Origin of the sequence: Candidatus Williamhamiltonella endosymbiont of Tuberolachnus salignus (genome assembly GCF_964019775.1) — a bacterium.
Lineage (GTDB): Bacteria > Pseudomonadota > Gammaproteobacteria > Enterobacterales > Enterobacteriaceae > Hamiltonella > Hamiltonella defendens.
The window spans coordinates 812,708-837,108 of sequence record NZ_OZ026471.1 but is presented as its reverse complement, the minus strand read 5'-3'; the positions used below and the strand labels follow the sequence as shown (position 1 = coordinate 837,108).

21 protein-coding genes are annotated in these 24,401 nt (G+C 39.0%); 5 read left to right on the top strand and 16 right to left on the bottom strand.

The features are described from left to right. The 10 genes from cyoA to fkpA form a co-directional block, all read right to left on the bottom strand. A complete protein-coding gene (gene cyoA / locus AACL23_RS03945; RefSeq protein ID WP_339050268.1) occupies window positions 1-921 on the bottom strand; it encodes a ubiquinol oxidase subunit II in 921 nt (306 codons plus the stop codon). Window positions 922-1,067: 146 nt separating this feature from the next. After that, on the bottom strand, window positions 1,068-2,249 hold the full coding sequence (gene ubiF / locus AACL23_RS03940) for a 3-demethoxyubiquinol 3-hydroxylase (protein WP_339050266.1): 1,182 nt from the start codon (window positions 2,247-2,249) through the stop codon (window positions 1,068-1,070). A 22-nt stretch (window positions 2,250-2,271) separates the two neighbouring features. Continuing rightward, the gene (gene accC / locus AACL23_RS03935) at window positions 2,272-3,615 is read right to left on the bottom strand and encodes an acetyl-CoA carboxylase biotin carboxylase subunit (RefSeq protein WP_100095947.1); all 1,344 of its coding nucleotides are present in this window, start codon (window positions 3,613-3,615) and stop codon (window positions 2,272-2,274) included. A gap of 11 nt (window positions 3,616-3,626) precedes the next feature. Then, window positions 3,627-4,064 carry an acetyl-CoA carboxylase biotin carboxyl carrier protein gene (gene accB, locus AACL23_RS03930; RefSeq protein WP_095033756.1) on the bottom strand — a complete coding sequence of 146 codons (438 nt, stop codon included), beginning with the start codon at window positions 4,062-4,064 and terminating at the stop codon, window positions 3,627-3,629. 10 nt (window positions 4,065-4,074) lie between these two features. After that, window positions 4,075-4,554: a type II 3-dehydroquinate dehydratase gene (aroQ, locus tag AACL23_RS03925; RefSeq protein WP_234810998.1), complete on the bottom strand. Its 480-nt coding sequence runs from the start codon at window positions 4,552-4,554 to the stop codon at window positions 4,075-4,077. A gap of 120 nt (window positions 4,555-4,674) precedes the next feature. Next, window positions 4,675-5,736 (bottom strand): 3-deoxy-7-phosphoheptulonate synthase, encoded by a 1,062-nt coding sequence (locus AACL23_RS03920; protein WP_339050260.1) that lies wholly within the window; start codon window positions 5,734-5,736, stop codon window positions 4,675-4,677. A gap of 235 nt (window positions 5,737-5,971) precedes the next feature. Then, complete coding sequence (gene tusB / locus AACL23_RS03915) at window positions 5,972-6,253, bottom strand: sulfurtransferase complex subunit TusB (RefSeq protein WP_095033757.1); 282 nt, start codon at window positions 6,251-6,253, stop codon at window positions 5,972-5,974. Window positions 6,254-6,265: 12 nt separating this feature from the next. Next, window positions 6,266-6,637 (bottom strand): sulfurtransferase complex subunit TusC, encoded by a 372-nt coding sequence (gene tusC, locus AACL23_RS03910; protein ID WP_012737817.1) that lies wholly within the window; start codon window positions 6,635-6,637, stop codon window positions 6,266-6,268. 13 nt (window positions 6,638-6,650) lie between these two features. After that, window positions 6,651-7,049 carry a sulfurtransferase complex subunit TusD gene (gene tusD, locus AACL23_RS03905; protein WP_339050257.1) on the bottom strand — a complete coding sequence of 133 codons (399 nt, stop codon included), beginning with the start codon at window positions 7,047-7,049 and terminating at the stop codon, window positions 6,651-6,653. A gap of 56 nt (window positions 7,050-7,105) precedes the next feature. Next, the gene (gene fkpA / locus AACL23_RS03900; RefSeq protein WP_012737819.1) at window positions 7,106-7,864 is read right to left on the bottom strand and encodes an FKBP-type peptidyl-prolyl cis-trans isomerase; all 759 of its coding nucleotides are present in this window, start codon (window positions 7,862-7,864) and stop codon (window positions 7,106-7,108) included. A 197-nt stretch (window positions 7,865-8,061) separates the two neighbouring features. On the opposite strand from fkpA, the gene AACL23_RS03895 reads away from it, so the two are divergent. After that, window positions 8,062-11,691 (top strand): transporter substrate-binding domain-containing protein, encoded by a 3,630-nt coding sequence (locus AACL23_RS03895; protein WP_339050254.1) that lies wholly within the window; start codon window positions 8,062-8,064, stop codon window positions 11,689-11,691. A 116-nt stretch (window positions 11,692-11,807) separates the two neighbouring features. After that, window positions 11,808-12,875, top strand: coding sequence for a rhodanese-related sulfurtransferase (locus AACL23_RS03890; RefSeq protein WP_339050252.1), 1,068 nt, complete (start codon window positions 11,808-11,810; stop codon window positions 12,873-12,875). On the opposite strand, the gene secF is transcribed toward AACL23_RS03890, so the two are convergent. The 5 genes from secF to queA all read right to left on the bottom strand — a co-directional run bounded on the left by secF (window position 12,854) and on the right by queA (window position 18,568). Then, window positions 12,854-13,822 carry a protein translocase subunit SecF gene (gene secF / locus AACL23_RS03885; RefSeq protein ID WP_100095950.1) on the bottom strand — a complete coding sequence of 323 codons (969 nt, stop codon included), beginning with the start codon at window positions 13,820-13,822 and terminating at the stop codon, window positions 12,854-12,856. The genes AACL23_RS03890 and secF overlap by 22 nt on opposite strands. 24 nt (window positions 13,823-13,846) lie before the next feature. Beyond that, window positions 13,847-15,700, bottom strand: coding sequence for a protein translocase subunit SecD (gene secD / locus AACL23_RS03880; protein WP_100095951.1), 1,854 nt, complete (start codon window positions 15,698-15,700; stop codon window positions 13,847-13,849). A 145-nt stretch (window positions 15,701-15,845) separates the two neighbouring features. Continuing rightward, on the bottom strand, window positions 15,846-16,187 hold the full coding sequence (gene yajC / locus AACL23_RS03875; protein ID WP_012737824.1) for a preprotein translocase subunit YajC: 342 nt from the start codon (window positions 16,185-16,187) through the stop codon (window positions 15,846-15,848). A gap of 156 nt (window positions 16,188-16,343) precedes the next feature. Then, window positions 16,344-17,456, bottom strand: coding sequence for a tRNA guanosine(34) transglycosylase Tgt (tgt, locus tag AACL23_RS03870; RefSeq protein ID WP_100095952.1), 1,113 nt, complete (start codon window positions 17,454-17,456; stop codon window positions 16,344-16,346). Window positions 17,457-17,494: 38 nt separating this feature from the next. Then, complete coding sequence (queA, locus tag AACL23_RS03865) at window positions 17,495-18,568, bottom strand: tRNA preQ1(34) S-adenosylmethionine ribosyltransferase-isomerase QueA (RefSeq protein ID WP_339050248.1); 1,074 nt, start codon at window positions 18,566-18,568, stop codon at window positions 17,495-17,497. 356 nt (window positions 18,569-18,924) lie between these two features. Here queA and AACL23_RS03860 point away from each other — a divergent pair, with 356 nt between their 5' ends. From AACL23_RS03860 to plsB, 3 genes are all read left to right on the top strand, one after another. Next, entirely contained in the window at window positions 18,925-19,548 is a 624-nt protein-coding gene (locus AACL23_RS03860; RefSeq protein ID WP_012737827.1) for a peroxiredoxin C, read from the top strand. A gap of 99 nt (window positions 19,549-19,647) precedes the next feature. Beyond that, complete coding sequence (gene mlaA / locus AACL23_RS03855; RefSeq protein WP_339050245.1) at window positions 19,648-20,430, top strand: phospholipid-binding lipoprotein MlaA; 783 nt, start codon at window positions 19,648-19,650, stop codon at window positions 20,428-20,430. 150 nt (window positions 20,431-20,580) lie between these two features. After that, complete coding sequence (gene plsB / locus AACL23_RS03850) at window positions 20,581-23,031, top strand: glycerol-3-phosphate 1-O-acyltransferase PlsB (RefSeq protein WP_339050242.1); 2,451 nt, start codon at window positions 20,581-20,583, stop codon at window positions 23,029-23,031. A gap of 2 nt (window positions 23,032-23,033) precedes the next feature. Here plsB and rhlB read toward each other — a convergent pair whose 3' ends face one another. Continuing rightward, on the bottom strand, window positions 23,034-24,302 hold the full coding sequence (gene rhlB / locus AACL23_RS03845) for an ATP-dependent RNA helicase RhlB (protein ID WP_100095956.1): 1,269 nt from the start codon (window positions 24,300-24,302) through the stop codon (window positions 23,034-23,036). Between the last annotated feature and the right edge of the window lie 99 nt (window positions 24,303-24,401).

The window sequence follows — 24,401 nt, the reverse complement described above, 5'->3', positions numbered from 1 at the left end:
TTATTCCTCCACTGTAGAGTGCAGAGCCTCATGTGTTTGATGCATTTCGATATTCTGATGCATATTCATATCGCCCATAAATTTTTTAATGGTGTCCTGGAAAAGAAAAGGTTTCACAACAGAAAAATAGGTCACAGGATGATGGTCACTGGGCTGAGCCAATCGATTGAAATCATGAAAAGTATTTAAAGTATGAGGGGATTTCTTGACTTCTGACACCCAGTGCTGAAAATCTGATTCATCTTTTGTGGCGATGGCCGTAAATTTCATCCCCGAAAATCCTCGACCACTATAGCTACTTGAGATTCCTTCGTATTGACCGGGTTTGTTAGCAATTAAGTACAGTTGTGCCTGCATACCAGGCATGGCATAAATTTGGCTGCCTAATTGAGGGATAAAAAAGGAATTCATCACCGAATCAGAGGTGATTTTGAAATGAATAGGCACATTCATCGGAAAGGCCAATTGATTCACTGTGGCAATCCCTTCTTTGGGATAAATGAACAACCACTTCCAATCAAGAGAAATGACTTCAATCGTCATAGCGGGCTTGTTGTTTACAATAGGTTTATAGGGATCTAATTCGTGAGCACTTTTCCAGGTGATGACGCCAAGAATGGCAATAATAATAATAGGGATAATCCAAACCACAGATTCAATTTTGTTGGAATGAGTCCAGTCTGGGGAATATGTTGCTTTTTTGTTAGATTCACGGTATTTCCAGGCAAAAATGAACACCATCAAAATCACAGGAATTACAACAATTAACATCAACCCCACGGAGGTCAGTATTAATTTTTTTTGTTCAATCCCTATGGCTCCTTGAGGATTCATCAAAGTAACATCACAGCCGCTCAGTATGATGGGCGCAATAAAAATAGACAACATCCTCAAAAATTTTATCAATTTCTTTATTATCATTTGACAACCTCAATGACAAACGGGCTTATCACCATTCCATCTGTGTGTATATCATAACCATTTCATCACAATTTTGAATAATTTATTGGAATTTATATTCAAATCAGGATTTGGATTAATGTTTCGTTTCACCACTCAATTACTATTTAATAACCCAGCGCGTATTCCAGCACCTTTCTTTTTAATTTGCCAGCACGCTCAGCCGCAAATAAAGCGAGATTACGGGCGAGCTTCATAGGCAATAAAGTGCTGCTAAAAGTATTATAAAATAGGTCTATTGTATTTTGCATAAGGAAATTATCTAATTGACGTTGATGCTGATAACGCAGTAACACCTGATGGCTATACCAACATTCCCCTTTACTACGTGCTTCATGAAGTACCTCCAACAAGGCGCTCACATCCCTGTAGCCCAAATTCACACCTTGCCCAGCTAAAGGGTGAATAGTGTGAGCAGCGTCCCCTATTAATGCCAACCCAGCTTGGATATAACTGTGCGCATGATGACGTGTTAAAGGAAAAGATCCTGTCGCCATAATAGAAACGTTGCCCAATTTTTTTGGAAAATTTTGATGCACATGCTGATGAAGCTCAGAAGACGACATTCTCTGTAATCGTTGTATATGCTTTGGATGATGATAGTAGACTAAAGAAGCCCAATCATCCCATAAAGGCAAAAAGGCTCTAGGGCCAGAAGGAAAAAATTGCTGCCAGGTGACATCCTGCTGTGGTTGGTTTGTTTTTACTATCATTAACAGACAGGACTGGTGATATTCCCATCCAGTGCTTCCTATCCCTGACCACAGTCGCACTTTGGAATGCAACCCATCAGCGCCGATCACTAAAGGCGTTTTTAGCTTTGCTTTTGTATTTAAAGTTAACTGCCAGGTTTTCCCGGTTTTTTGCATGCTTTCAAGCCGAGATGGACAAAAAATCGTCACATTAGAGCATCTCTCTATTTCTTGCCATAAAACCAACTGTAACAAGGGGTTTTCGATCATAAACCCTAATTCTGATCGTGAGATAGAATCGGCTTCAAAAGATACATGGGCTTGTTCCCACTCCCATGTTTCCAAACGTCGATAAGGCGCAGAGCGCATGGCTATGACTCGCCCCCATACATTTAATTTTTTTAATAAATCAACGGATCGGCCACTTAAAGCAGATATACGCAGATCGGGTAGGCTTTCAGGATCAAAAGACTTTGGAGCAACAGGTTCTAATACAGCAACAGACCAACCATTTTTAGCTAATCCCAGTGCAGCTGCAGCGCCTACCATCCCTCCACCTACTACCATAACATCGTAATTTTGTGGGTAATCCCTCATATTAGTAAAACCTTTATCAGTTTTATTGTGATCCTGATTTTTTTTCCAAGTAATGAATATTACAGCCCCCTCTTTGAAAATGGTCATCATTAACGATTCGCTCTTGTAATGTGATATTCGTCTTGATCCCTTCAATAATCACTTCTGAAAGGGCATTTTTCATACGTGCAATCGCCACTTCACGAGTTTCTCCGTAAGTAATGAGTTTTCCTATCATGGAATCATAATCAGGAGGGACAGTATAACCTGCATAAATATGTGAGTCCCAACGAATACCAAATCCTCCAGGAACATGAAGACGCATTATTTTTCCGGGGCTGGGTAAAAACGTATTCGGGTCTTCGGCATTAATACGACACTCGAGAGAATGGCCTCGCACCACGACATCGTTTTGTTGAAAAGAAAGCCGATGCCCTACAGCAACACGAAGCTGTTCTTTGACTAAATCAATGCCCGTGATCATTTCAGTGACTGGGTGCTCAACCTGAATACGGGTATTCATTTCAATAAAATAGAACTCTCCGTTTTCATACAGGAATTCGAAAGTGCCAGCACCATGATAACCAATATCTTGACAGGCTTGTACGCAGCGTTCACCAATTTTCCGCCTCATACCGTGAGTAATCCCAGGAGCAGGGGCCTCTTCAAGGACTTTTTGATGACGACGCTGCATCGAACAGTCACGCTCAGCCAAATAAATGGCATTGCCATGTTTATCGGCTAAAACCTGAATTTCTATATGGCGCGGGTTTTCAAGATATTTTTCCATATAAACCATGTCATTATTAAAGGCGGCTTTCGCCTCTGCACGAGTCATACTAATGGCCTGCGCCAAATCTTTATCGGTGTGTACCACCCTCATACCCCGCCCGCCGCCGCCTCCAGAGGCCTTAATGATCACAGGATATCCAATACGCTCTGCAAAACGACTATTTTGAATATTGTCTTCGCCCAAGGGGCCATCAGAGCCTGGAACACACGGCACACCTGCTTTTTTCATCGCATTGATGGCAGAAACCTTATCTCCCATTAAACGAATAGTCTCGGCTTTAGGTCCTATAAAAACAAAACCTGAGCATTCTATCTGCTCTGCAAAATCTGCATTTTCGGCTAAAAAACCATATCCAGGATGAATGGCATCAGCTCCTGTAATTTCCGCGGCAGAGATCAGTGCTGGAATATTTAAATAACTTTTAGGGGCTGGCGCTTCACCGATACAGACACTTTCATCTGACAAAAGAACATGCTTGAGATCACGATCAACAGTCGAATGCACAGCCACCGTTTTAATACCCAATTCTTTACAGGCGCGTAAAATTCGCAAAGCAATCTCGCCACGATTAGCAATCACAATTTTATCAAACATAATGGGCCTTGTTATTCCATGATGAAAAGAGGTTGGTCGAATTGAACGGGCTGCGCATTTTCTATTAAAATGGCTTTAATGACTCCCGATTGATCCGCCTGAATTTGATTCATCATTTTCATGGCCTCCACTATACAAAGGGTATCGCCGATTGAAACTGTTTGGCCGACTTCAACGAAGGGGCTCGCATCTGGGCTGGGGGTCCGATAAAAAGTGCCGACCATAGGGGAACGAATCATATGACCTTCAAGAGACACAGAAGTTTCTTTCGTCTCTGGTTCAGAAATGACACCAGAATTTGTGGAATACTGCGCGGGTACCATTGCCACTGCGGAAGTCGGTAATGACCGATTAATACGTATTGACTCTTCACCCTGAGAAATGGCCAGCTCTGAAATGTCGTGTTCTTCAACCAATTCAATCAATTTTTTAATTTTTCGAATATCCATAAATGTTATTTTATACTCTGTTGATGGACGCAAAAGATGCAGATAAATGATTCACCGCTGCCTGTAACGCACAATCATAACCGTTTACGCCTAGACCACAAATGACACCAACCGCAATATCCGAAAAATAAGAATGATGGCGAAAATGCTCACGGGCGTACACATTAGACAGATGAATCTCAATAAACGGAATTTTGACAGCGAGCAAGGCATCGCGCAAGGCCACACTGGTATGTGTGAATGCTGCGGGGTTGATGAGAATAAAATCAACGTTATCTTGAGATGCATGAATTTTTTCGATTAACACATGCTCTGCATTGGATTGTAAATGAGATAATTGGCACCCGATTGTCTTGGCTTTTGCTTCTAGCAGGTCGATCATTTTATCTAAACAGAGGCTGCCATATTGTTTTGGTTCGCGTAATCCCAACAAATTGAGATTTGGACCATTTAATAGCAATATATGATATTTATTCAATTGAGCTGGCATGCAGACAAAATCTCTCATCATCAAAAAAATGTGTTTAAAATCGCCGATGGTGATATTTTTTCTATCAAATTTCAGAGAGTGTCAGAAATAAAAGCTTTCTTGAATCTTGATAAAAATAAATTAAAAACGCGCCTTTACTGCTTCCGATAATTCGTATAAAAGATCTTCAGTATCTGACCAGCTTAAACAAGAATCTGTGACGGATTGCCCGTAGATCAACGGTTTTGCAGGAACGATTTGTTGAGATCCTTCTATCAAAAAGCTTTCTATCATAACCCCTAATATTGCTTTAGAACCAGAACGAATTTGCTCAGCCATACTGTGAGAAACGCTTAACTGATGGCGATACCTTTTTTGACAATTCCCATGGCTAAGATCTACCACAACATGCTCTGGTAAATGAAAGTCACGTAACTTATGACATGCTAGAGCAATATCTTTTGCGCTGTAATTGGGTTTTTTACCCCCCCTCATCACGACATGACCATAAGGATTACCTAAAGTTTGATAAATGGTCATCTCCCCTTTTTTATTAGGAGAGACAAAAATATGGCTTGCACTGGCCACACGAACAGCGTCAATAGCAATATCAATATTGCCATCAGTGCCATTTTTAAAACCGATAGGGCAAGATAGAGCAGAAGCCATCTGGCGATGGATCTGACTTTCAGTCGTACGTGCTCCTATGGCTCCCCAACTGATCAAGTCAGCAATATACTGCCCCATGATGATATCCAGGAATTCAGTGGCGGTAGGCAAACCCAAACGGTTAATATCTAAAAGCACTTTTCTGGCCATTTCAATGCCCAGATTCACCTGAGAAGAGCCATCCAGCAATGGATCAGAAATCATTCCTTTCCAACCTGCTGCAGTACGAGGCTTTTCAAAATAGGTCCGCATGACTATTTCTAATTGATTTTGATACTGCTCGCTTAATGTCTTCATTCGGGTCGCGTATTCAATAGCCGCATTAGAATCGTGAATAGAGCAGGGGCCTATAATGACCAATAAACGGGGATCTCTACCTTCAAGAATTTTTTCTATACGTCGTCGCCCGCTGATCACCTGGCTTGCTATTGCATCTGAAATGGGTAGTTTTTTTTCTAACTCTTCCTGTGAAATAAGGCTGTTAATAGGCTGTTTTCTTAGTCTATCTATTGACAGATGATGATTCTCTAACAATTTTTTATTCTCAGCGTTCTATGATTATTATTCTGTGTGCAGTCAACCCTCGGTCTTGAGGCCGAGGATATCAATCACGGTTTTCGAGCTAACTGCACGTTTGCTGTTGTTGAATGTATTTCGGGATAATCGACACGGGAGATAAGCACAATTACTGTCAAAATTGAATCATTTAATAACACATTGGGATCATGGAAAGTAAAATTCAATGAATGGGATGTGATTTTTCTCGAGTTTACCAAGCGATATGTTGTTTATGTTTGATCGTAAGCTGAACAAAATCTTGATAATTAATTCTCCTGGCCTCTTTTGGCATGAAAAACTGTAATCCACGAGCCATCAGATCTTCTTCCAAAATGAATACATTTGTTAATTCATGACATTTAAAAAAATAACTTTTATTTAACAAAGCAATTACACCATCCTGCATAAAAAGCAGATCATCGTCCTTTGAAAGAAAATGAGATAAGGCCAGGCAATCAGCTCTATAAGGCGAACGGCTTAGAGTATATAACACGATTTCATGCCATTAAAATGTTAAACAAATATCATAATTCGCTAATTTTTTACGCAAACAACCAGCAGATAAAACCTCCACATCGAGAACCCAATGTCCGAATTCTTTTAATCCACGCTCTTTTAATGAGTGCAAACAGATATAGCATTTTTTGACATCATACAGTGTTAAAACACCAAAGGTATCAATATAATTTCTTGCTAAAATCATTTCTGGTCTCTGCTGGGGTAAAAGTTGTAAAACACCATCTGAAATAAAGAATACTCCTATGGTATTTTCTGGATTTTGAATTAATCCAGAAGTGGCGAGAAGAGCATCAAGCCCTTCTCTGCCATTTGCTGACCCATGCGGAGCTTGAGTAAAAATAAAAGCAATGGATTTCATGTTTTCTTTAAATTTAAAATTGGATCACTCTATCACAGGTTAACAGAGCTTCTACCAAAGCTGTTAAACCGCTCAGAGTAAACCCATTTTGTAAATTGTAAGAGGATGAATACGATTGAATTTGTTCTTGTTGCAGACACCCGACACCTCGACGTGATGCGGCTGAAATACAAACGTTAAGCATAATATGATGATCAAGTGCCAATTGATGCCACTCACGCACCAAATCAAACTCGTCACTGGCAGGTGTTACAAACCGATTTGCGTTAAAAACACCGTCTTGATAAAAAAATATACTGATTAATCTATGTTTTGTATCTAATAACGCTTTTGCAAATTGATATGCACTACTTGCTTGTTCTGTACCATATGGAGGGCCTGTTACCAGTAAACAATAGCTTAATTTTTTCATTGATTTAAACTGACTGTTTATCACAGTCAGTTTCTGAGTCGCCTATTTGAGCTGATTTATTGCTTTGTGCCTTCAGATGGGTCTACTTTAGTTTCAGAAGCCGGTTTGATATCAAGTAATTCAACATCAAAGACCAAAGTAGAACCTGCAGGAATGGTAGAAATCGGATTTTTACCATAAGCGAGCTGTTGAGGTATCACTAATTTGATTTTGCCCCCCTTGCCGATTTTCTGAAGACCTTCTTTCCAACCCACGATAAGATTATTTAAAGGAATAGAAAGAGGCTCACCACGCTTTATAGAATTATCAAACTCAGTGCCATCTATCAAAGATCCTATGTAATGAACAACGACAGTGTCAGTATCTTTAGGCGCTTTACCATTACCTGCTTTCTCAATTTTGTATAAAAGACCACTTTGTGTTTTTTTCACGCCTGTTTCTTTAGAGAATTTCTCACTATATTCACCGCCCTTTGACACATTTTTTTCAAAATCTTTTTCCATTTTTGCCCCGATCGCGGTTTTTACTTTTTCTTGAAAGAGGGTTAAAGTTTTTTCCATCTCTTCAGTCGTTAATTTATTCGTATTAGAGAATACGTCTTCCAGACCTTGCATTAACTCCTTTTTATCCAGATTAATGCCTAATTTTTCTTGCTCCTTCAAGTATCGGCCAAAAGAAGTACCCAATGCATAAGCATCTTGATTTTTATGATTCACCACTGGTGCTTTGGAAGTCTCAGTTGCGAAGGCCTGTGTCATATTAAAGGTCAATGCTGTAGTAGTGGTAAATAAAAGAATTTTAAACAGTGATTTCATGATTGTCTCCATAAAATGGCTAAATGAATATTTCACATCCTCTATTGCTTTGTTTAAAGAAGAGGCTTCGCACCCGATAACAAAAAAACGCATTAATATAGCCTCGATGAGGGAGATAAAACAATAGAGCTAAATTTTGAAATTACGTCTATTCTTAAGAAATATGAATTATTCATTTTAATAGATATTATCTTTTTATGAAAAAGTTTTTTATATTAATTTTTTTTATATTATTTTTTGTTTCTTCTAATAGTGCATTCGCCATTATTCCTAGAGAAGTAGATATTATTAGCCGTCAAAAAATGCCTTTTCTTCAATTACAACTAGACGATGATGTTCAAGAAAATCTCAAAAATAAAAAAGAAATACGAGTCGCCATTTATCCCCCGCAAAATCCTCCCTTTAGTATTATGTTTGAATGTAAAAAATTTGAAGGTATTTCAGCAGATTATATGTTTTTAATCGCACATTATCTTGGTTTAAAGCCTAGAGTTCTACTCTATCCAAGCCGTCAGGAAGCCTTAGAGGCACTGTCTGCAAGTTCAGTAGATATGGTGATTAGTGATGCAGGTGAATTGGATGAAAAAAATGAACATTTCAGTCAGAGTGCGCATTTTATGCCTAAGCATCTGGCGTTGGTATCTCGAAAAATGACCGATCCTAACCTGCAGCAAAATAAAACTTCCATACGTTTAGCGTTATCCCAAAATTATGTAGATCAAAATTGGCTTAAAAATCAATTTCCCAACGCCAACATTTCACGCTATTCATCCGTTTATGACGCTATTTCTTCTGTTGCTTTTGGTGATAACGATTATTTTCTTGGTAATTTGGCTTCCGCTAATTTTTTTATTGAAAACAACTATAAAAACATTTTGAATGTGGTACATATTTATTTTGAACAAAGAATTGGATCTTATTTTTTAATGCAAAAAAATGACCCCCTTTTTTTGAAAGGGGTCAATACGGTTTTGAAATCCATTCCTATAACGCAACGTCAGAGTATTTTTCGTCAGTGGAGCCAAAGATTTGATGCCAGACATTGTCAATTCTCTTCATTATTGACAGAAAAAGAAAAAGAATGGATTGAGCAAAATAGACAGCAGAAAGTATTAGTGAATCCCCTATATAGTCCATTTACTTTTTTTGATGAATCATCGAAATTTCACGGTATTTCCGCCGATATTCTGGAATTAATCCATTTACGCACGGGGCTGGATTTTTTACCAGTCAAGGTTCATTCTGTCACTGAAATGATGAATTTATTACAAAAAGGGAAAGGGGATATTATTTCTGCCATTAGTTATAGTGATTCACGAAATCAAAAAATTCTGCTTACCCGACCTTATTTGTCTTCGCCAACTGTGTTGGTCACCCGAGATACTCCAATCAGCGCAAATTTTTTATCAAACAATATCAAATTGGCGGTGACATCTGGCAGCCATGTTATTGAATGGTTAAGAGTAAATTATCCAAAAATTATGTTAATTCCAATAGAAAATACCACCTTAGCCTTAGAAATGCTTGAAAGAAATAAAGTGGATGGTGTTGTATATAATTTAATAGGCGCAAATTATATGATTGACCATTATTTTCGCGGTAAATTAAAAATAGCGAAGCGCCTAAGCGAATTATCGTCTGTGATTTCTTTTGGTGTTAACCCTGATAACACTGAACTTAATAGTATTCTGAATAAAGCTTTGATCGATATCAGCCCGAGAGAGATTTCACTTATTGTGAATAAATGGCAAGACGCTCCTGATGTAAAGCTATATAGCTGGAACTTTTATAGCACCGAATTTTATTTGTTAGCGGGGCTATTTAGTGTGTTAGTGCTTACCTCACTGATGTGGATTTATTATTTACGGCGAGAAATTTTGAGCCGACACACCATCCAGTTGAAATTACAAGAAGAAGTCACCCTTCGTGAAACTTTATTGAATAGTATTCCTGTGCCTGTTTATGTCGTAGATCGTGATGGATATATCATCAATCGTAATCAAGCCTGGAATGTGTTTTTTGAACAAAAAAAAATGGATTTGACTGAATTTCCTTTATCCTCTTTTTCACATCCCTTGTCAGCGGTCTATCCTTCATTGCAAAACATTTTTAAAAATCCTTCTATAGAAAAAACGGTATCTGCTCAACGTTATACGGTGAATAATGGCCTTGAAAATCGTATTATTTTGCATCAGGCTGTGCCTTTTATTGATAGAACAGGCCAACCAGCAGGTCTTATCTGTAGCTGGCAAGACATGACGTTATATGAAAATTTATTAAAAATATTATCCATCACTCGAGAACGAGCGGAACAGGCAAATCGTGCTAAAAGTACTTTTTTGGCGACGATGAGCCATGAAATACGAACACCCATCAGTGCCATTATCGGTTTGCTGGAATTGGTCGTGACGAGTAAAGAGCATGTCGTTTCTGATGATGAGCCGATTTATGTTGCCTATCAGTCCGCACAAAGTTTATTGGGTTTAATTGGCGATATTCTTGATATGGCAAAAATTGAGTCTGGAAAATTGGAGTTGAATCCAGCATGGGTCTCTTTTCATGAACTCATTTTACCGGTGGTAAAGGTATTTGATGGCTTAGCTCGACAGAAAAATTTAAGGCTCAGTTGTGAGATTAAAACGGGTCATCCTGATGAAGTCTATATTGATCCCATGCGATTTCGCCAGGTGCTCTCAAATCTTCTCAGCAATGCGATTAAGTTTACTGAAATAGGTTCAGTGGATGTATTGGTTAAATGTATATCTAAAAAAGAACCCCTGGAAACTCATCAGATACAAAGGTTAGAAGTTAAAGTCAAAGATACGGGTGTTGGCATCAGTCAAGCAGACCAAAAATGGGTTTTTCAGCCTTACAGCCAGTCTGATTTTGGGAAAAAACAAAGCGGTACAGGTCTTGGTCTATCTATTTGTCTTCAATTAATGCAGATGATGAACGGAAGCATTAAGTTGAACAGTGAGCTTCATCAAGGAACCTGTGTTGAGTTATCTGTACCGATACAATGTCGGGCCAATATTCATCAGGCAAAAGAAGAAAAACAGTTGATCAGCGAAAATGTTCAGAAATCCTTTTCCTTACGCATATTAGTAGTGGATGATCACCCTGCAAATCGCCTTTTGCTAAAAAGTCAGCTGACTCGTCTGGGTCACCAGGTAGTTGTGGCAGAGAATGGGGTTCAGGCATTAGAACTTTGGAAAAATGATGTTTTTGATGTGGTGATCACAGATTGCAGCATGCCCGTGATGGATGGACCGACTTTAACCCGTCACCTCCGTGAAGCCAGCAAAGGACCTCTGATCATTTTAGGTTTAACCGCTCATGCGAGAGAAGAAGAAAAAGTGGCTTATTTAGCAGCAGGAATGGATGACTGTCTGTTTAAACCTCTTCGACTTTCTCAATTAGATGCCTGGTTAAATAAGTTAGCATGCCGTTTAGAAAAAAAAGCGGAGCCATTAAATACATTAAATAATTTAGTGAGTATGGAGACTTTGAATCAGTTTACTCAAGAAGATCCGGTCATGTTACGCGAGCTTTTGATGACCACTCGTGATGAAAATATTTCGGATATGAAACAAGCGAAGGTGTTATTAGAAGAGGCTAAATGGCCTGGTTTCACGCAGTGCTTACATAGAATCGCAGGCGCTTTACATATTATTGGCGCAAATGAATTGGCGGGAAGTTGTCGAGAATTAGAAAAAGAGTGCCAAAAAAGTTCACCGAATAAACAAATGATTGAAGAAAAATTTGAAACCATTCTTAAAAATCTAGAAGAGATAAATCGCGCTATTTTTGATACTTATTTAAAATAAAAGAGGAAAGCGAAAACAAATCACTTGATCCTCTTTCCAGCTTATTAGACACTCCTGCTCATTTTATCTATTTTCAATAGATTTCACCCTCTTATCCATAAAGGAGAAATTACAGCGTGCCCGTGTTACACAATCGAATTTCCAATCAAAAACTCAAAGAAAAGATGCTGGCTGAAAACCAAGAACGTCAAACCCTTTCTTTTTATAAATATTTTGCTTTGGATAATCCCAGTATGTTCCGTGACAAACTTTATACTCAATGGAACCAACTCAGTGTTTTTGGGCGAGTGTATATTGCTAAAGAAGGTATCAACGCTCAAATTAGTGTACCTATTGATCATTATAATGATTTTAAGGCATCCCTTTTTAATGCGCATCCTGCATTAGATCAAATACGCCTCAACACAGCTTTAGAAGATAACGGAAGGTCTTTTTGGGTATTACGGATGAAAGTCCGCCAACGTATTGTTGCCGACGGCATAGAAGATGAGACGTTTAATCCTGCTCATACAGGTCAATACCTCAAGGCACACGAAGTCAATGAAATGATAAAAGATCCAGATGCCCTTTTTGTGGATATGAGAAATCATTATGAATATGAAGTAGGCCATTTTAAAAATGCCATCAAAGTGCCCTCTGACACCTTTAGGGAACAGCTCCCCATGGCTGTTGATATGCTAAAAGAGGATAAAGAAAAAAAAATGGTACTTTATTGCACAGGCGGAATTCGTTGCGAAAAAGCCAGCGCTTATTTATTACATCATGGTTTTAAAAATGTGTATCACGTTGAGGGCGGAATCATCGAATACGTTCGAACAGCAAAAAAAAAGGACTTGCCTTTACATTTTATCGGTAAAAATTTTGTTTTTGATGAAAGAATGGGAGAACGTGTTTCTGAAGAGGTTATTGCTCACTGTCATCAATGCGAGCAGTTTTGTGACACACATGTTAATTGTCACAATTCGGCTTGCCACTTGTTATTTATTCAGTGTGCTATTTGCAGTGAAAAATTTTCGGGCTGTTGCAGTGCAATCTGCCAAGAAGAATTAGAGTTATCGCCAGAAGAACAGCGTTTGCGTCGTTCTGCTCGGGGCAATAAAATAAAAATATTTAATAAATCAAAAGACGTTTTAGAAACTATTATGAATAAGTCAATAATAGATCAAGGTAACAAAGAAGGCTGATCCTCGCCTTCTTTTTTTACTTTTTGCTGGATCATATGTTCTCGTTTCATGCCCAGTTTTAGAGCTAAGGCGGAGGCGACATAAATAGAAGAAAGAGTTCCAATAGAGATGCCTATCAGCATAGTCAGAGAAAATCCGTGTAACATGGCACCCCCAAACAGATACAACATGAATACCACTATCAAGGTGGTAGCTGAGGTCATAATGGTACGGCTTAAGGTTTGTGTAAGGGAAACATTGATAATTTCATAGGATGTTCCTCGACGAATTTGACGAAAATTTTCTCGAATTCGATCAGAAACCACAATGCTATCATTTAAGGAATATCCGATGACAGACATCAATGATGCAAGAATGGTTAAATCAATTTCGATTTTAAACAAAGACAATATACCTAACGTAATGATTACATCATGACCTAAAGCAAGTACGGTTCCTAATGCAAGACGCCACTCAAAACGCAGGCCCACATAAATGAGAATAGATAATAAAGCGACCAGTAATGCCATACTTCCTGTTTGCGCCAATTCTGAACCCACACTGGGTCCGACAAATTCTACTCGTTTTAGGGTCGTTTTTTGATTCGTTGATTGATCAATAATAGTAATGATCTTTTGTCCCAGCTCTTGGCTTGCATTATTGTGTTTTGCCGACATGCGTATCATCAGGTCTCGAGTGGTACCAAAATTTTGCACAACAGGTCCTACCAGACCAGCTATTTTCAATGCATCCCGTATTTGATCGAGCGGCGCAGGTTGTTCCATGGTGATCTCGATAACCGTCCCTCCGGTAAAATCCAAACCCCAGTTAAAACCCTTGATGGAGATGACAAGAACGGCAGCTGCCATTAATACAAAAGAAACTCCAAAAGCCAAGTTGGCCCAACGCATAAAATTGTAGACTTTACGACCATAATTAAGTTGTTCAACAGTGTAATTTTGTGACACTTAATATTCCTTCATGTAAATCAGTCAGATAGACAATTTATTCATACGCTTACCACCATAAAGCATGTTGACGATGGCGCGAGTCCCTAATATTGCCGTAAACATGGATGTGATCACGCCAATGATTGTCGTAATCGCAAATCCCTTAATCGATCCCGTTCCTACAGCATAGAGAATAATAGCCGTGATCAGAGTAGTAATATTGGCATCAATAATACTGGAAAAAGCGCCTTTATAACCTTCATGTATGGCTTGTTGAATCGAACGTGCATTTCTCAGCTCTTCCTTGATTCTTTCATTAATGAGCACGTTGGCATCGACCGCAACGGCTAATGTTAAAACAATCCCTGCTATACCAGGCATTGTAAGCGTGACGCCAGGTAATAAAGACATCACCCCCACAATCAATACTAAATTAACAAGCAAGGCAGTGCTCGCAATCATGCCAAATTTGCGGTAGTAAACCACCATAAACAAAATGGAAGCGGCCAAACCGGCCAAACAGGCATCTAGGCCTTGTGAAATATTTTGTGCCCCTAAAGTTGGGCCAATAGTGCGCTCTTCTACTATTTGAATAGGGGCAATCAAAGCACCTGCACGCAAGAGTAAAGCCAATTGACGCGCTTCTGACGGTGTCCCAATTCCTGTGATCTGAAAACGCCCTCCAAAACGTGAGCTGATGTTAGCAGCGTTAATCACTTCTTCCTGTTTGACCAAAATAGGTCTTCCATTGATATCTTTATTACCACTGTCTTTGTACTCTACATATAAACTTGCCATCAATTTGCCAATGTTATCTTTCGTAAAGTCGGACATAATGGCACTGCCTAAACTGTCAAGAGAAATATTGACCTGAGGGCGGTTATATTCATCAATGCCAAAAAAAGCATCTGTAATATGATCTCCAGTCATAATCACTTTTTTGTATAAAGCAACAAGACGCCCATCTCTGTCTTTTTTAATTTCAGTATCTGCAGGCACTCTTCCGATTGCTGCAGCTTCAGGAGTCACTTTGGTATTGACCAGGTGGAATTCCAGACTGGCTGTTGCGCCTAATATTTCTTTAGCTCGGGCAGTATCTTGGATACCGGGTAATTCGACTACAATCCGATCTCCTTGTCTTTGAACCAGAGGCTCTGCGACTCCGATTTGATTGACTCTATTACGTAAAATAGTCATGTTTTGTTGAACAGCATATTCACGTACTTCACGTAAACGATCCGCTGTCATCAACGCTTTTAATTTGTTACCTCTATCAGCATTGATCAGCATATGCTTCTGTCTGGAAGAAAGATAAGACATCGCTTCATCACGTGATTTAGCGTCAGAAAAGTCAATTTCGATCCCATAACCATGGGTACTATTTTGCTTCGTTATCTGTGTATAAGTGATATTTTTTTCTTGCAGTTCCCTGCGCAAGCTATCCATATTTTGTATTTGCAGTTTACTTAGGATTGCATCCATATCGACTTCCATCAAAAAATGAACGCCTCCACGGAGATCCAGCCCCAATTTCATGGGATCTGCGCCTAAAGCTCTGAGCCAAATTGGTGTTGCTGGTGCTAAATTAAGAGCTACCACGTAGCTATCGCCCAAGATTGAAATCAATACATCACGTGCGGCTAACTGAACATTAGGATCTTTAAAACGCACCAGAATAGTACCATTTTTTAATGCTATAGATTGGCTGGTAAGATGATTTTTTTTTAAAATATCATGTACTTGATTTAATGTTAATTCACTTGCGGCATTCCCTCTAACGCCTGTAATCTGAACTGCAGGATCTTCACCGTAGAAATTAGGTAATGCATATAGAAAAGACAGCAAGATGACAAAAATCAACATCACGTACTTCCACAACGGATAACGATTTAGCACGGCAACTCCCTAAAAAAATAAAGGATTAGATTTTATAGCTCTGCATAGGGGTTTTTAAAAAATCTAAATTTATTTGCCGTTTTAACAAAAAACGCATGTTATTCGACAAAACACGCTTTATATTTCTGGCATCTAAAACAAAATTTTACGATGAACTGGATAAGTTTTTCATCGTGCCTTTAGGCAAAACAGCAGCCACAAAATCACGTTTAATAGTCACTTCAGTTGTATCATTAAGAGACATCACAATGTAACCTGTTTCTGTGACTTTACTGACATGACCTACTAAACCACCTGTTGTTAAAACTTCATCTCCCTTGCTGATGGAATCCATCAGTTTTTTATGATCTTTGGTCCTTTTTTGCTGTGGACGCAAAATCATAAAATAAAAAATCAAACCAAATATAACGAGCATAATAATCAAAGAATAGGGATTCCCTTGAGGCGCTTCTGATGTAGAAGCAAAGGCTTGTGAAAAAATATTCATGCAAATGTCCTCATGATAAAATTAATATTGAGATATTACTCGCTTCTCTTACTGTTTAAAAACAAGGATTTCTACAGTATTCAAACTGCTATTCCTTATTATACTTTGGTCACTCAGAATTAAAACTGATATTCACCATTTATCTCACTTATGAACTTATGAAATAGAAAGGCCGATTTTTTTGTAAAACTCTTCAACAAAGCACTCCAGTCTTTCTTCATAAATGGCATGACGTAAGTCGGCCATTAAACGTTGGTAGTAGCGTACATTATGTATGCTATTAAGACGGGCACCGAGTATTTCATTACAGCGATCAAGATGATGTAGATAAGCCCGACTATAGTGGCGGCAGGTGTAACAATCGCAGTCGGGATCAAGAGGCGATATGTCTGTTTTGTATCGAGTATTGCGAATTTTTATTACCCCATGTGTAACAAAAAGATGTCCATTTCGGGCATTGCGAGTAGGCATTACACAATCAAACATATCAATGCCCCGCCGAACCCCTTCGACCAGATTTTCTGGTTTTCCAACGCCCATCAGATATCGAGGTTTATTGTCAGGGATCCGTGGACACAAAAAATTGAGAACACGATACATTTCTTCTTTAGGCTCTCCTACGGCAAGGCCACCTATGGCATAGCCGTCAAACCCGATTTGTAACAGGCCTTGTAACGAGGTTTCACGCAATTCAAGCGACAAGCCCCCTTGAATAATGCCAAACAGCGCATTTTTGTTGTTCAGATTGTTAAAGTGTTCACGGCTGCGATTTGCCCATCTCAATGACATCTCCATCGAACTTTTCATGTAGCTTAGGTCGGAAGGATAAGGAGGGCATTCATCAAACACCATCACAATATCTGAGCCTAAATCCAATTGAATTTCCATCGATTTTTCTGGGCTCAGGAATATCTCACTCCCGTTTAAAGGATGCCGAAAGGAGACCCCTTTCTCTTCAATTTTACGCATGGAATTTAAACTAAAAACTTGAAATCCTCCTGAATCGGTGAGGATGGGTCCTTGCCACTGCATAAAATCATGTAAATCACCATGTAATTTGATCACGTCTTGTCCTGGGCGTAGCCAAAGATGAAAGGTATTGCCCAAGATAATCTGGGCACCGGTTTCTGTGATTTCATCTGGAGTCATCGATTTAACAGAACCATAAGTGCCTACAGGCATAAAAGCGGGGGTGTCTACCAGACCTCGTTCAAAGATCAGTTTGCCAAGACGGGCGCGTCCATCAGTTTTTTGGAGTTGATATTTCACATTTTGTCCTGTGTTAGTTTTTAGATTTCAGGTCTAATCTATTTTTTCACTCTGTTTTCTTGAGTAGCCTTCGGATTATGGGTAATAAACATGGCGTCTCCATAGCTGAAAAAGCGATATTTTTCATCAATCGCTTTTTTATAAGCCCGTAGGGTATTTTGATAGCCCGCAAAGGCACAGACCAACATAATCAGGGTCGATTTCGGCAAATGAAAATTTGTGATCAAGGCATCCACAATTTGATACTGATAGCCAGGGTATATAAAAATGGAGGTTTCTCCTGAAAAAGGCGTTAAAAAGGAATTTTTCGTTTTTTGAGCGGCGGTTTCGAGCGAACGAACGGAAGTGGTTCCTACCGCTACCACTCTTTTTCCTCGTGCTTTGCAGGCTAATACCGCATCGACGACTTCTTGACTGACTTCTGCATATTCTGAATGCATGACATGCTCAGTAATATTATCTGTTTTCACGGGTTGAAAAGTCCCTGCGCCAACATGTAAGGTCACAAAAGCAGTTTCAATTCCACGGGCTTTTAACGCGTTTAAAAGGGGGTTGTCAAAATGAAGACCCGCCGTAGGCGCAGCCACGGCGCCTAAATGTTGACCATAAACGGTTTGATATAATTCGTGATCTTTTGGTTCATCGGCTCGAGGAATATAAGGAGGTAAAGGAATATGACCTATGCTTTGCAAAAGCATTAAGACGTCTTCCCGAACGTCAAAACGCAATTCAAACAAAGAAGCATGACGAGCCATTAAAGTCACCGGAATGTTCGCTGTATCGCCTAATAAAAACTGAGCGCCTAATTTTGGTGTTTTAGAGGATTTAAGATGAACCAAAACGCGATTAGGGCCCAATATTCTTTCTACTAAGATTTCTAATTTTCCGCCGCTGGGCTTACGGCCAAACACCCGTGCGGGAATCACTCGGGTGTTATTAAGGACCAGCAAATCGCCTTGTTCGAGTTGGTAGAGCAAGTCCGTGAAAACCCCTTCTGTCATGGTTCCTGTTTCCCCATTTAAACAAAGCAAGCGGCAGTCACTACGTTTTTCTAAGGGATACTGTGCTACTAAAGATTCAGGTAATTCAAAAGAGAAATCAGATAAACGCATTTTTAAATTTCAGTGTTAAATGAAAATAGGGTTAATTTAAAAGATCACAATAAATTCATGAACTTTTTTGAAAGACTTATTTTGATTTTTGATACAAAATAATTTTAAAAAAAATTTGAATTATTCGCTCTTTTTAAACATTTTCGCTTAAAATAGGGTTAACAAGTCTAAAGCTAGCCGGCTTAAGCCGCAAGAAAAGATGACTTAGATAGAATCATTTACATAAAATGCGAATATCGGTCGAAAAAAAACTCTTTTTTATTTCATTTTCATTCATTAGACTTTTTTTGACTAAAGAACCCTTATCTTCATTTGGTTCTGAAAAAAGTCGAGAGATTATCATCAGGAATTTTAATATGACTTTAGTGACTTATATTGCTCCGGATTTTACAGCACCCGCCGTATTAGAAAACGGAGAAGTGACCGAAAATTTTAACTTTTGGTCTTATATCAAAGATAAACCGTGCGTTTTATTTTTTTGGCCAATGGATTTCACGTTTGTGTGTCCTTCAGAACTGATTGCTTTTCATGAGCGTAATGAAGCATTTAAAAATCGCAATACTAAACTGGTCGGGGTCTCTTTAGATTCTCATTTTGTTCACAAGCAGTGGCGAAACACCCCCATCGAGAAAGGCGGGATTGGAAAGGTATCTTATCCTTTGGTAGCCGACATAAAAAGAGAGATTCAAAAAGGGTATGGCATTGAGCATCCAGAAGCCGGTGTTGCTCTCCGTGCTTCGTTTTTGATTGACGAAAATCGAGTGATACGCCATCAGGTTGTCAATGATCTTCCTCTAGGGCGTAATGTCGATGAGATGCTGCGCATGGTTGATGCCCTTGCATTTCATCAAACTCATGGAGAGGTTTGCCCTGCGCAGTGGGAAGAAGGGAAATCAGGAATGCAAGCTTCCAGTGATGGCGTCGCAAAATATCTGTCTGAACATGTTTCTGATCTCAAAAGATCATCGACAAAATCATAAAATTCAGTGGTTATCATTTTATTTTTTGGCAAAAACAATCTTTCAGTCTCTTCAGAAGACTTACCCTTCTATTAACCTGGTTTTAGGAGATAAACGAATATGAAGCTGAGACTGATTGGGTGGATTTGTACCAGTTTATTATTAGCAGGTTGTAGCCATTCTTATTCTTCAAACCAAAGCCATCAAAAAAGTTCGGGGCAACCTCAATCATTAAGTGGTGTAGAAAAGTTTAATAGATCGATGTTTGATTTGAATTATCGAATTTTGGACCCTCATTTGACTCGGCCTTTGGCTGTTTTTTGGCAGAATTATGTTCCACAATCTGCACGTAATAGCTTAAGCAATTTTTTAAGTAATCTCGAAGAACCTGCCAGTATGGTTAATGCGCTTTTAGTGGCTAATCCCTACAAAGCCATGCAGTATTTTAGTCGATTTTTTTTAAACACATTTTTAGGAATGGGCGGTTTAATTGATATTGCCAGTATGGCGCATCCGCAGCTGGCAAAAGAATTTCCTTATCGTTTTGGTTCTGTATTAGGCCGTTACCATGCCGGTTACGGACCTTATTTTGTTTTTCCGGTTTATGGCAGTTTTACCTTTCGTGAAGATGCAGGGCAATGGGTAGACACCACTTATCCTTTGCTCAGTTATCTAACGACCTGGATGTTTGCTGGAAAATGGGTGCTCCAAGGGATAGAAACCCGTGCTAGATTACTCAATTCTGAAGGTTTATTGATGAATTCATCAGATCCTTATTCCGTGGTAGAGAAAGCGTATTTTCAGCGTTATGATTTTTTGGCGCACGGAGGAATATTAAAACCAGAGATAAATCCGAATGCGAAGGCGATTGCAGATGATTTGCAAAATATTGATTCGCCTTAAATCAGTGTGGCGCAAAGTAGCGCCCACACTGGTTTATAAAAGGATTCATAAAAAATACGATGTAAAAATCATAGTCAGTAGTGGACCTTAATAGAAGTCTACTACTGATTTTATTAAAAAGTGAATGACCAAAAAGGTTTTTAGGTTCCCATGTCAGATCGGTGTAAAATATATTATCAATCCCTGTATTTGTTTGTAAAAATTTTTATTAAAAGTAAATTAATCCCTAAAAATTTTGTGACTGATTCAGGCCTTGATTCTTCATCTCCTATCTTTTATATCTTACCCTCCCGTTCTAAAATGGATTTGATCATTTTAAGAGAAGAATCCCTAAAGCAGGGTTTACCCGATCCATTGACACCATTAAAGATAGATGAGATACAGATTCCCAGATATCTTTTCATTGATGATATCAAAGAATCCCACGGTCATAGTCCATCATCTGCCGAAACACTTTTTTCCCGTTATCTTGGCTTGTATTCTAAAAATTCAACACTAGATATCACGATATTGCCAGTGTCAGTCATGATTGGAAGACGTCCCATTTCCATTTGTCAAAACCGAAAAATAAACCGGCTCCAAAAATTTTTTACCGCCTTTTGGTTAGGCCGGGATAGCTTTGTACATTTTTCCAATCCCATCTCATTATCGCGAATTATCAACGCTCATAGCAAAGATCTCCGCATCGTCTATAAATTGGCCCGAGTGGCTCGAATACATTTTTTTCGTCAATATTTATCGAGTGTGGGTCGGGCTTTACCTGTTCATTCTGATCTTTTTAAAAAATTACTCTCCTCTGAAGCCATCGAAAAAGCACTTTTAGACGAAGCACGTTCAAAAAAAATATCGCCTCAAAAAGCGCATGATAATGCGCTGAGGTTGATGAAAGAAATTGCGTCTCAGGTATCTTATGAAACCATACGCCTTTCTGATCGTGTATTGGGGTGGATGTGGAATCGTTTTTATCAAGGCATTCATGTGCACAACGCGGCTTGCGTACGTCAGCTGGCGTACAAAGGACACAGTATTGTTTATGTTCCTTGCCATCGTAGTCATATGGATTACCTATTGCTTTCTTATGTTCTCTATTATGAGGGCTTGGCTACCCCCCATATTGCGGCGGGCATCAATCTGAATTTTTGGCCCGCGGGGGCCATTTTTCGTCGTTTAGGCGCTTTTTTTATTCGGCGTAATTTTAAAGGAAACAAACTGTATTCAACGATATTTCGTGCATATTTAGATGAACTTTTTACAGGTGGCTACCCTGTAGAATATTTTATTGAAGGGGGACGTTCTCGTACTGGCCTGCTCCTTGAACCTAAAACAGGCACCTTATCCATGACCATTCAAGCCATGTTAAGGGATATCTCTCCCTCAATTACATTGATTCCTGTTTATATTGGCTATGAACATGTCATAGAAGTATTGAGCTATACCAAAGAATTAAGGGGAGAGCGTAAAAAAAAGGAAAATTTTTTCCAAATGATAGGGGGACTACGTCAATTGCGTCATCTGGGTCAAGGGTATGTTAATTTTGGTGAGCCTATCCAATTGAAACTTTATCTTGATAAAAATGTTCCTGATTGGCGCGAATCTATTAGACCTATCAATAAAATTGAAGCAACACGACCTCATTGGTTGGCCTCTACCGTCAAAGATTTGGCCTATCAAATCATGATCAACATTAATCATGCAGCGGCGATCAACGCCATTAATCTTTGTTCAACCGCTTTACTGGCGTCAGAGAACCAGGCATTGACACGTCCAGAGCTACTTGAACAGCTGAATTGTTATTTACAACTTATGCGCCATGCTCCGCACAATCAATACAGCTCTGTGACAGATCAAATGCCGGAAGAGTTACTAGATCATGCACTTCATATGAATAAATTTGTCGTTCAAAAAAATCATCCTCATGAGAGGATCTGCTTGCCTAAAGAACAGGTACCTTTGATGAGATATTATCGTAATAACATTCAACATCTCTTGATCTTGCCTTCTTTGATCGCAACGACGGTGCTTTGTCATCATAATATCAGCCGTCAAGAAATCATCAGACAAATCACTCTGCTATATCCTGTTTTTAAAATTCGTTGGTTTCTTTATTACAGCGAGAAGCAGTTGCTGGAGGCATTAAATTTATTGATGGACGAATTGATTCGTCAAAAATGCGTTGAAAATAAAAACCATCACTTCGTTGTAAATCTGTCGTCAGGCATGATGACATTAAAAATCCTTGCATCTGGAATTAAAGAAATATTACAACATTACAGCATTATTTTTTTTCTGCTCACTGTTTACCCTGATATTGACAGAAAATCATTAGAAAAAGAAAGCAGGGCGATGGCAAAACACCTCTGTATATTAGAAAACATGCCATCGGCAGAATTTTTTCATTCTTCTATTTTTTCAGGCCTACTGACCCTCCTATTTGAAAAAAGAGAAAAAATGGTCTCTAACGACTATTCTGCTCAGAAAAACATCGAAGAAATTTTTAATATATTGAAGGGGCTCATCTCTTCTCAAATGATCTCTGTAATGCAAGAAAATTTCAGCCTTAAAAAGGAATGGCTGACTTATAAAAAGAAAACAACAGATTAGATTCATTGTGGTGAGCGAGGCTTCCGAGAAGCTCCCTGATTACGCGAGCCCGCATAGCGTCTATGATGGCGTTGCAAACGTTTGGGCTGAGGCAAATCCGTTAATAAAGCTTCCTTATTATACTCACTTGTTGGAATACGGTGACCAGTGCAGGCTTCGATAGCAGATAAATGAGATGCAAACGCCTCACAGGCCAGACTGATTGAATAGCCTTTTTCACCCGCCCTGCCGGTACGACCAATACGGTGAATATAATCTTCCACATTTTCTGGGAGATCATAATTAAAAACGTGAGTCACTTTCGGAATATGTAGACCTCGTGCGGCTACATCGGTGGCGACTAAAATATCTAAATACCCTTTTGAAAAATCATCTAAAATTTGAATCCGCTTTCTCTGTGCCACATCCCCCGTCAAAAGCCCAACCCTATGACCATCTGCCACCAAATGGCCCCAAATATCTTCACAGCGTTGTTTCGTATTAGCAAAAATAATGCAACGATCAGGCCATTCTTCTTCAATTAAAGTCTGTAATAATCGCATTTTATCTTCATTAGAAGGATAAAAAAGCTCTTCCTGAATTTGAGATCCGATTTTTTGTAATGGTTCTACTTCAATATATTCCGGATGATTCATCTGTTCAAAAGACAATTCTCTTACTCGATAAGAAAGTGTCGCAGAAAACAACATATTTAATCGTTTTTCTGCAGGAGGCATACGGCGAAATAACCAACGTATATCTTTTATGAAACCTAAATCATACATACGATCAGCTTCATCCAGCACTATTACCTGGAGGGCGTTCAAATGAATAAAATTTTGTTTTGCATAATCAATGATACGACCTGGTGTCCCTATCAAAATATCTACGCCACTTTCTAATATTTTTAGTTGTTTATCATAGCCATCTCCCCCATAAGCCAAACCCATTTTGAGCGATGTAAACTGAGATAAAGTCTCTGCATCAGTATAAATTTGTATTGCCAGCTCACGGGTAGGTACCATGATGAGCGCGCGGGGCTGTTCGCACTGCCTTGTTTCATCGGCGGCGTTTGTCAGTAAATAATTAAAAACAGAGGCTAAAAAAGCCAGTGTCTTGCCTGTCCCTGTTTGTGCTTGAGCGGCAACATCACGCCCAGCAAGAGTAATGGGAAATGACAAGGCTTGAATGGGAGTACAATGATAAAAGCCTTGATTTTCAATCGCTTTTATAACTAAAGGATGAAGGGCAAAGTCTGAAAATTTCTGATCTGTCAAATGTGTCTTATTCATAATGTGATAAAGTATCAGTTGAATATTGCTTTAATGAAGTCAATCCTGTGTAATTTAGGATGATTAAGCGAATAAATTTATAAAATAACCAATGATGGT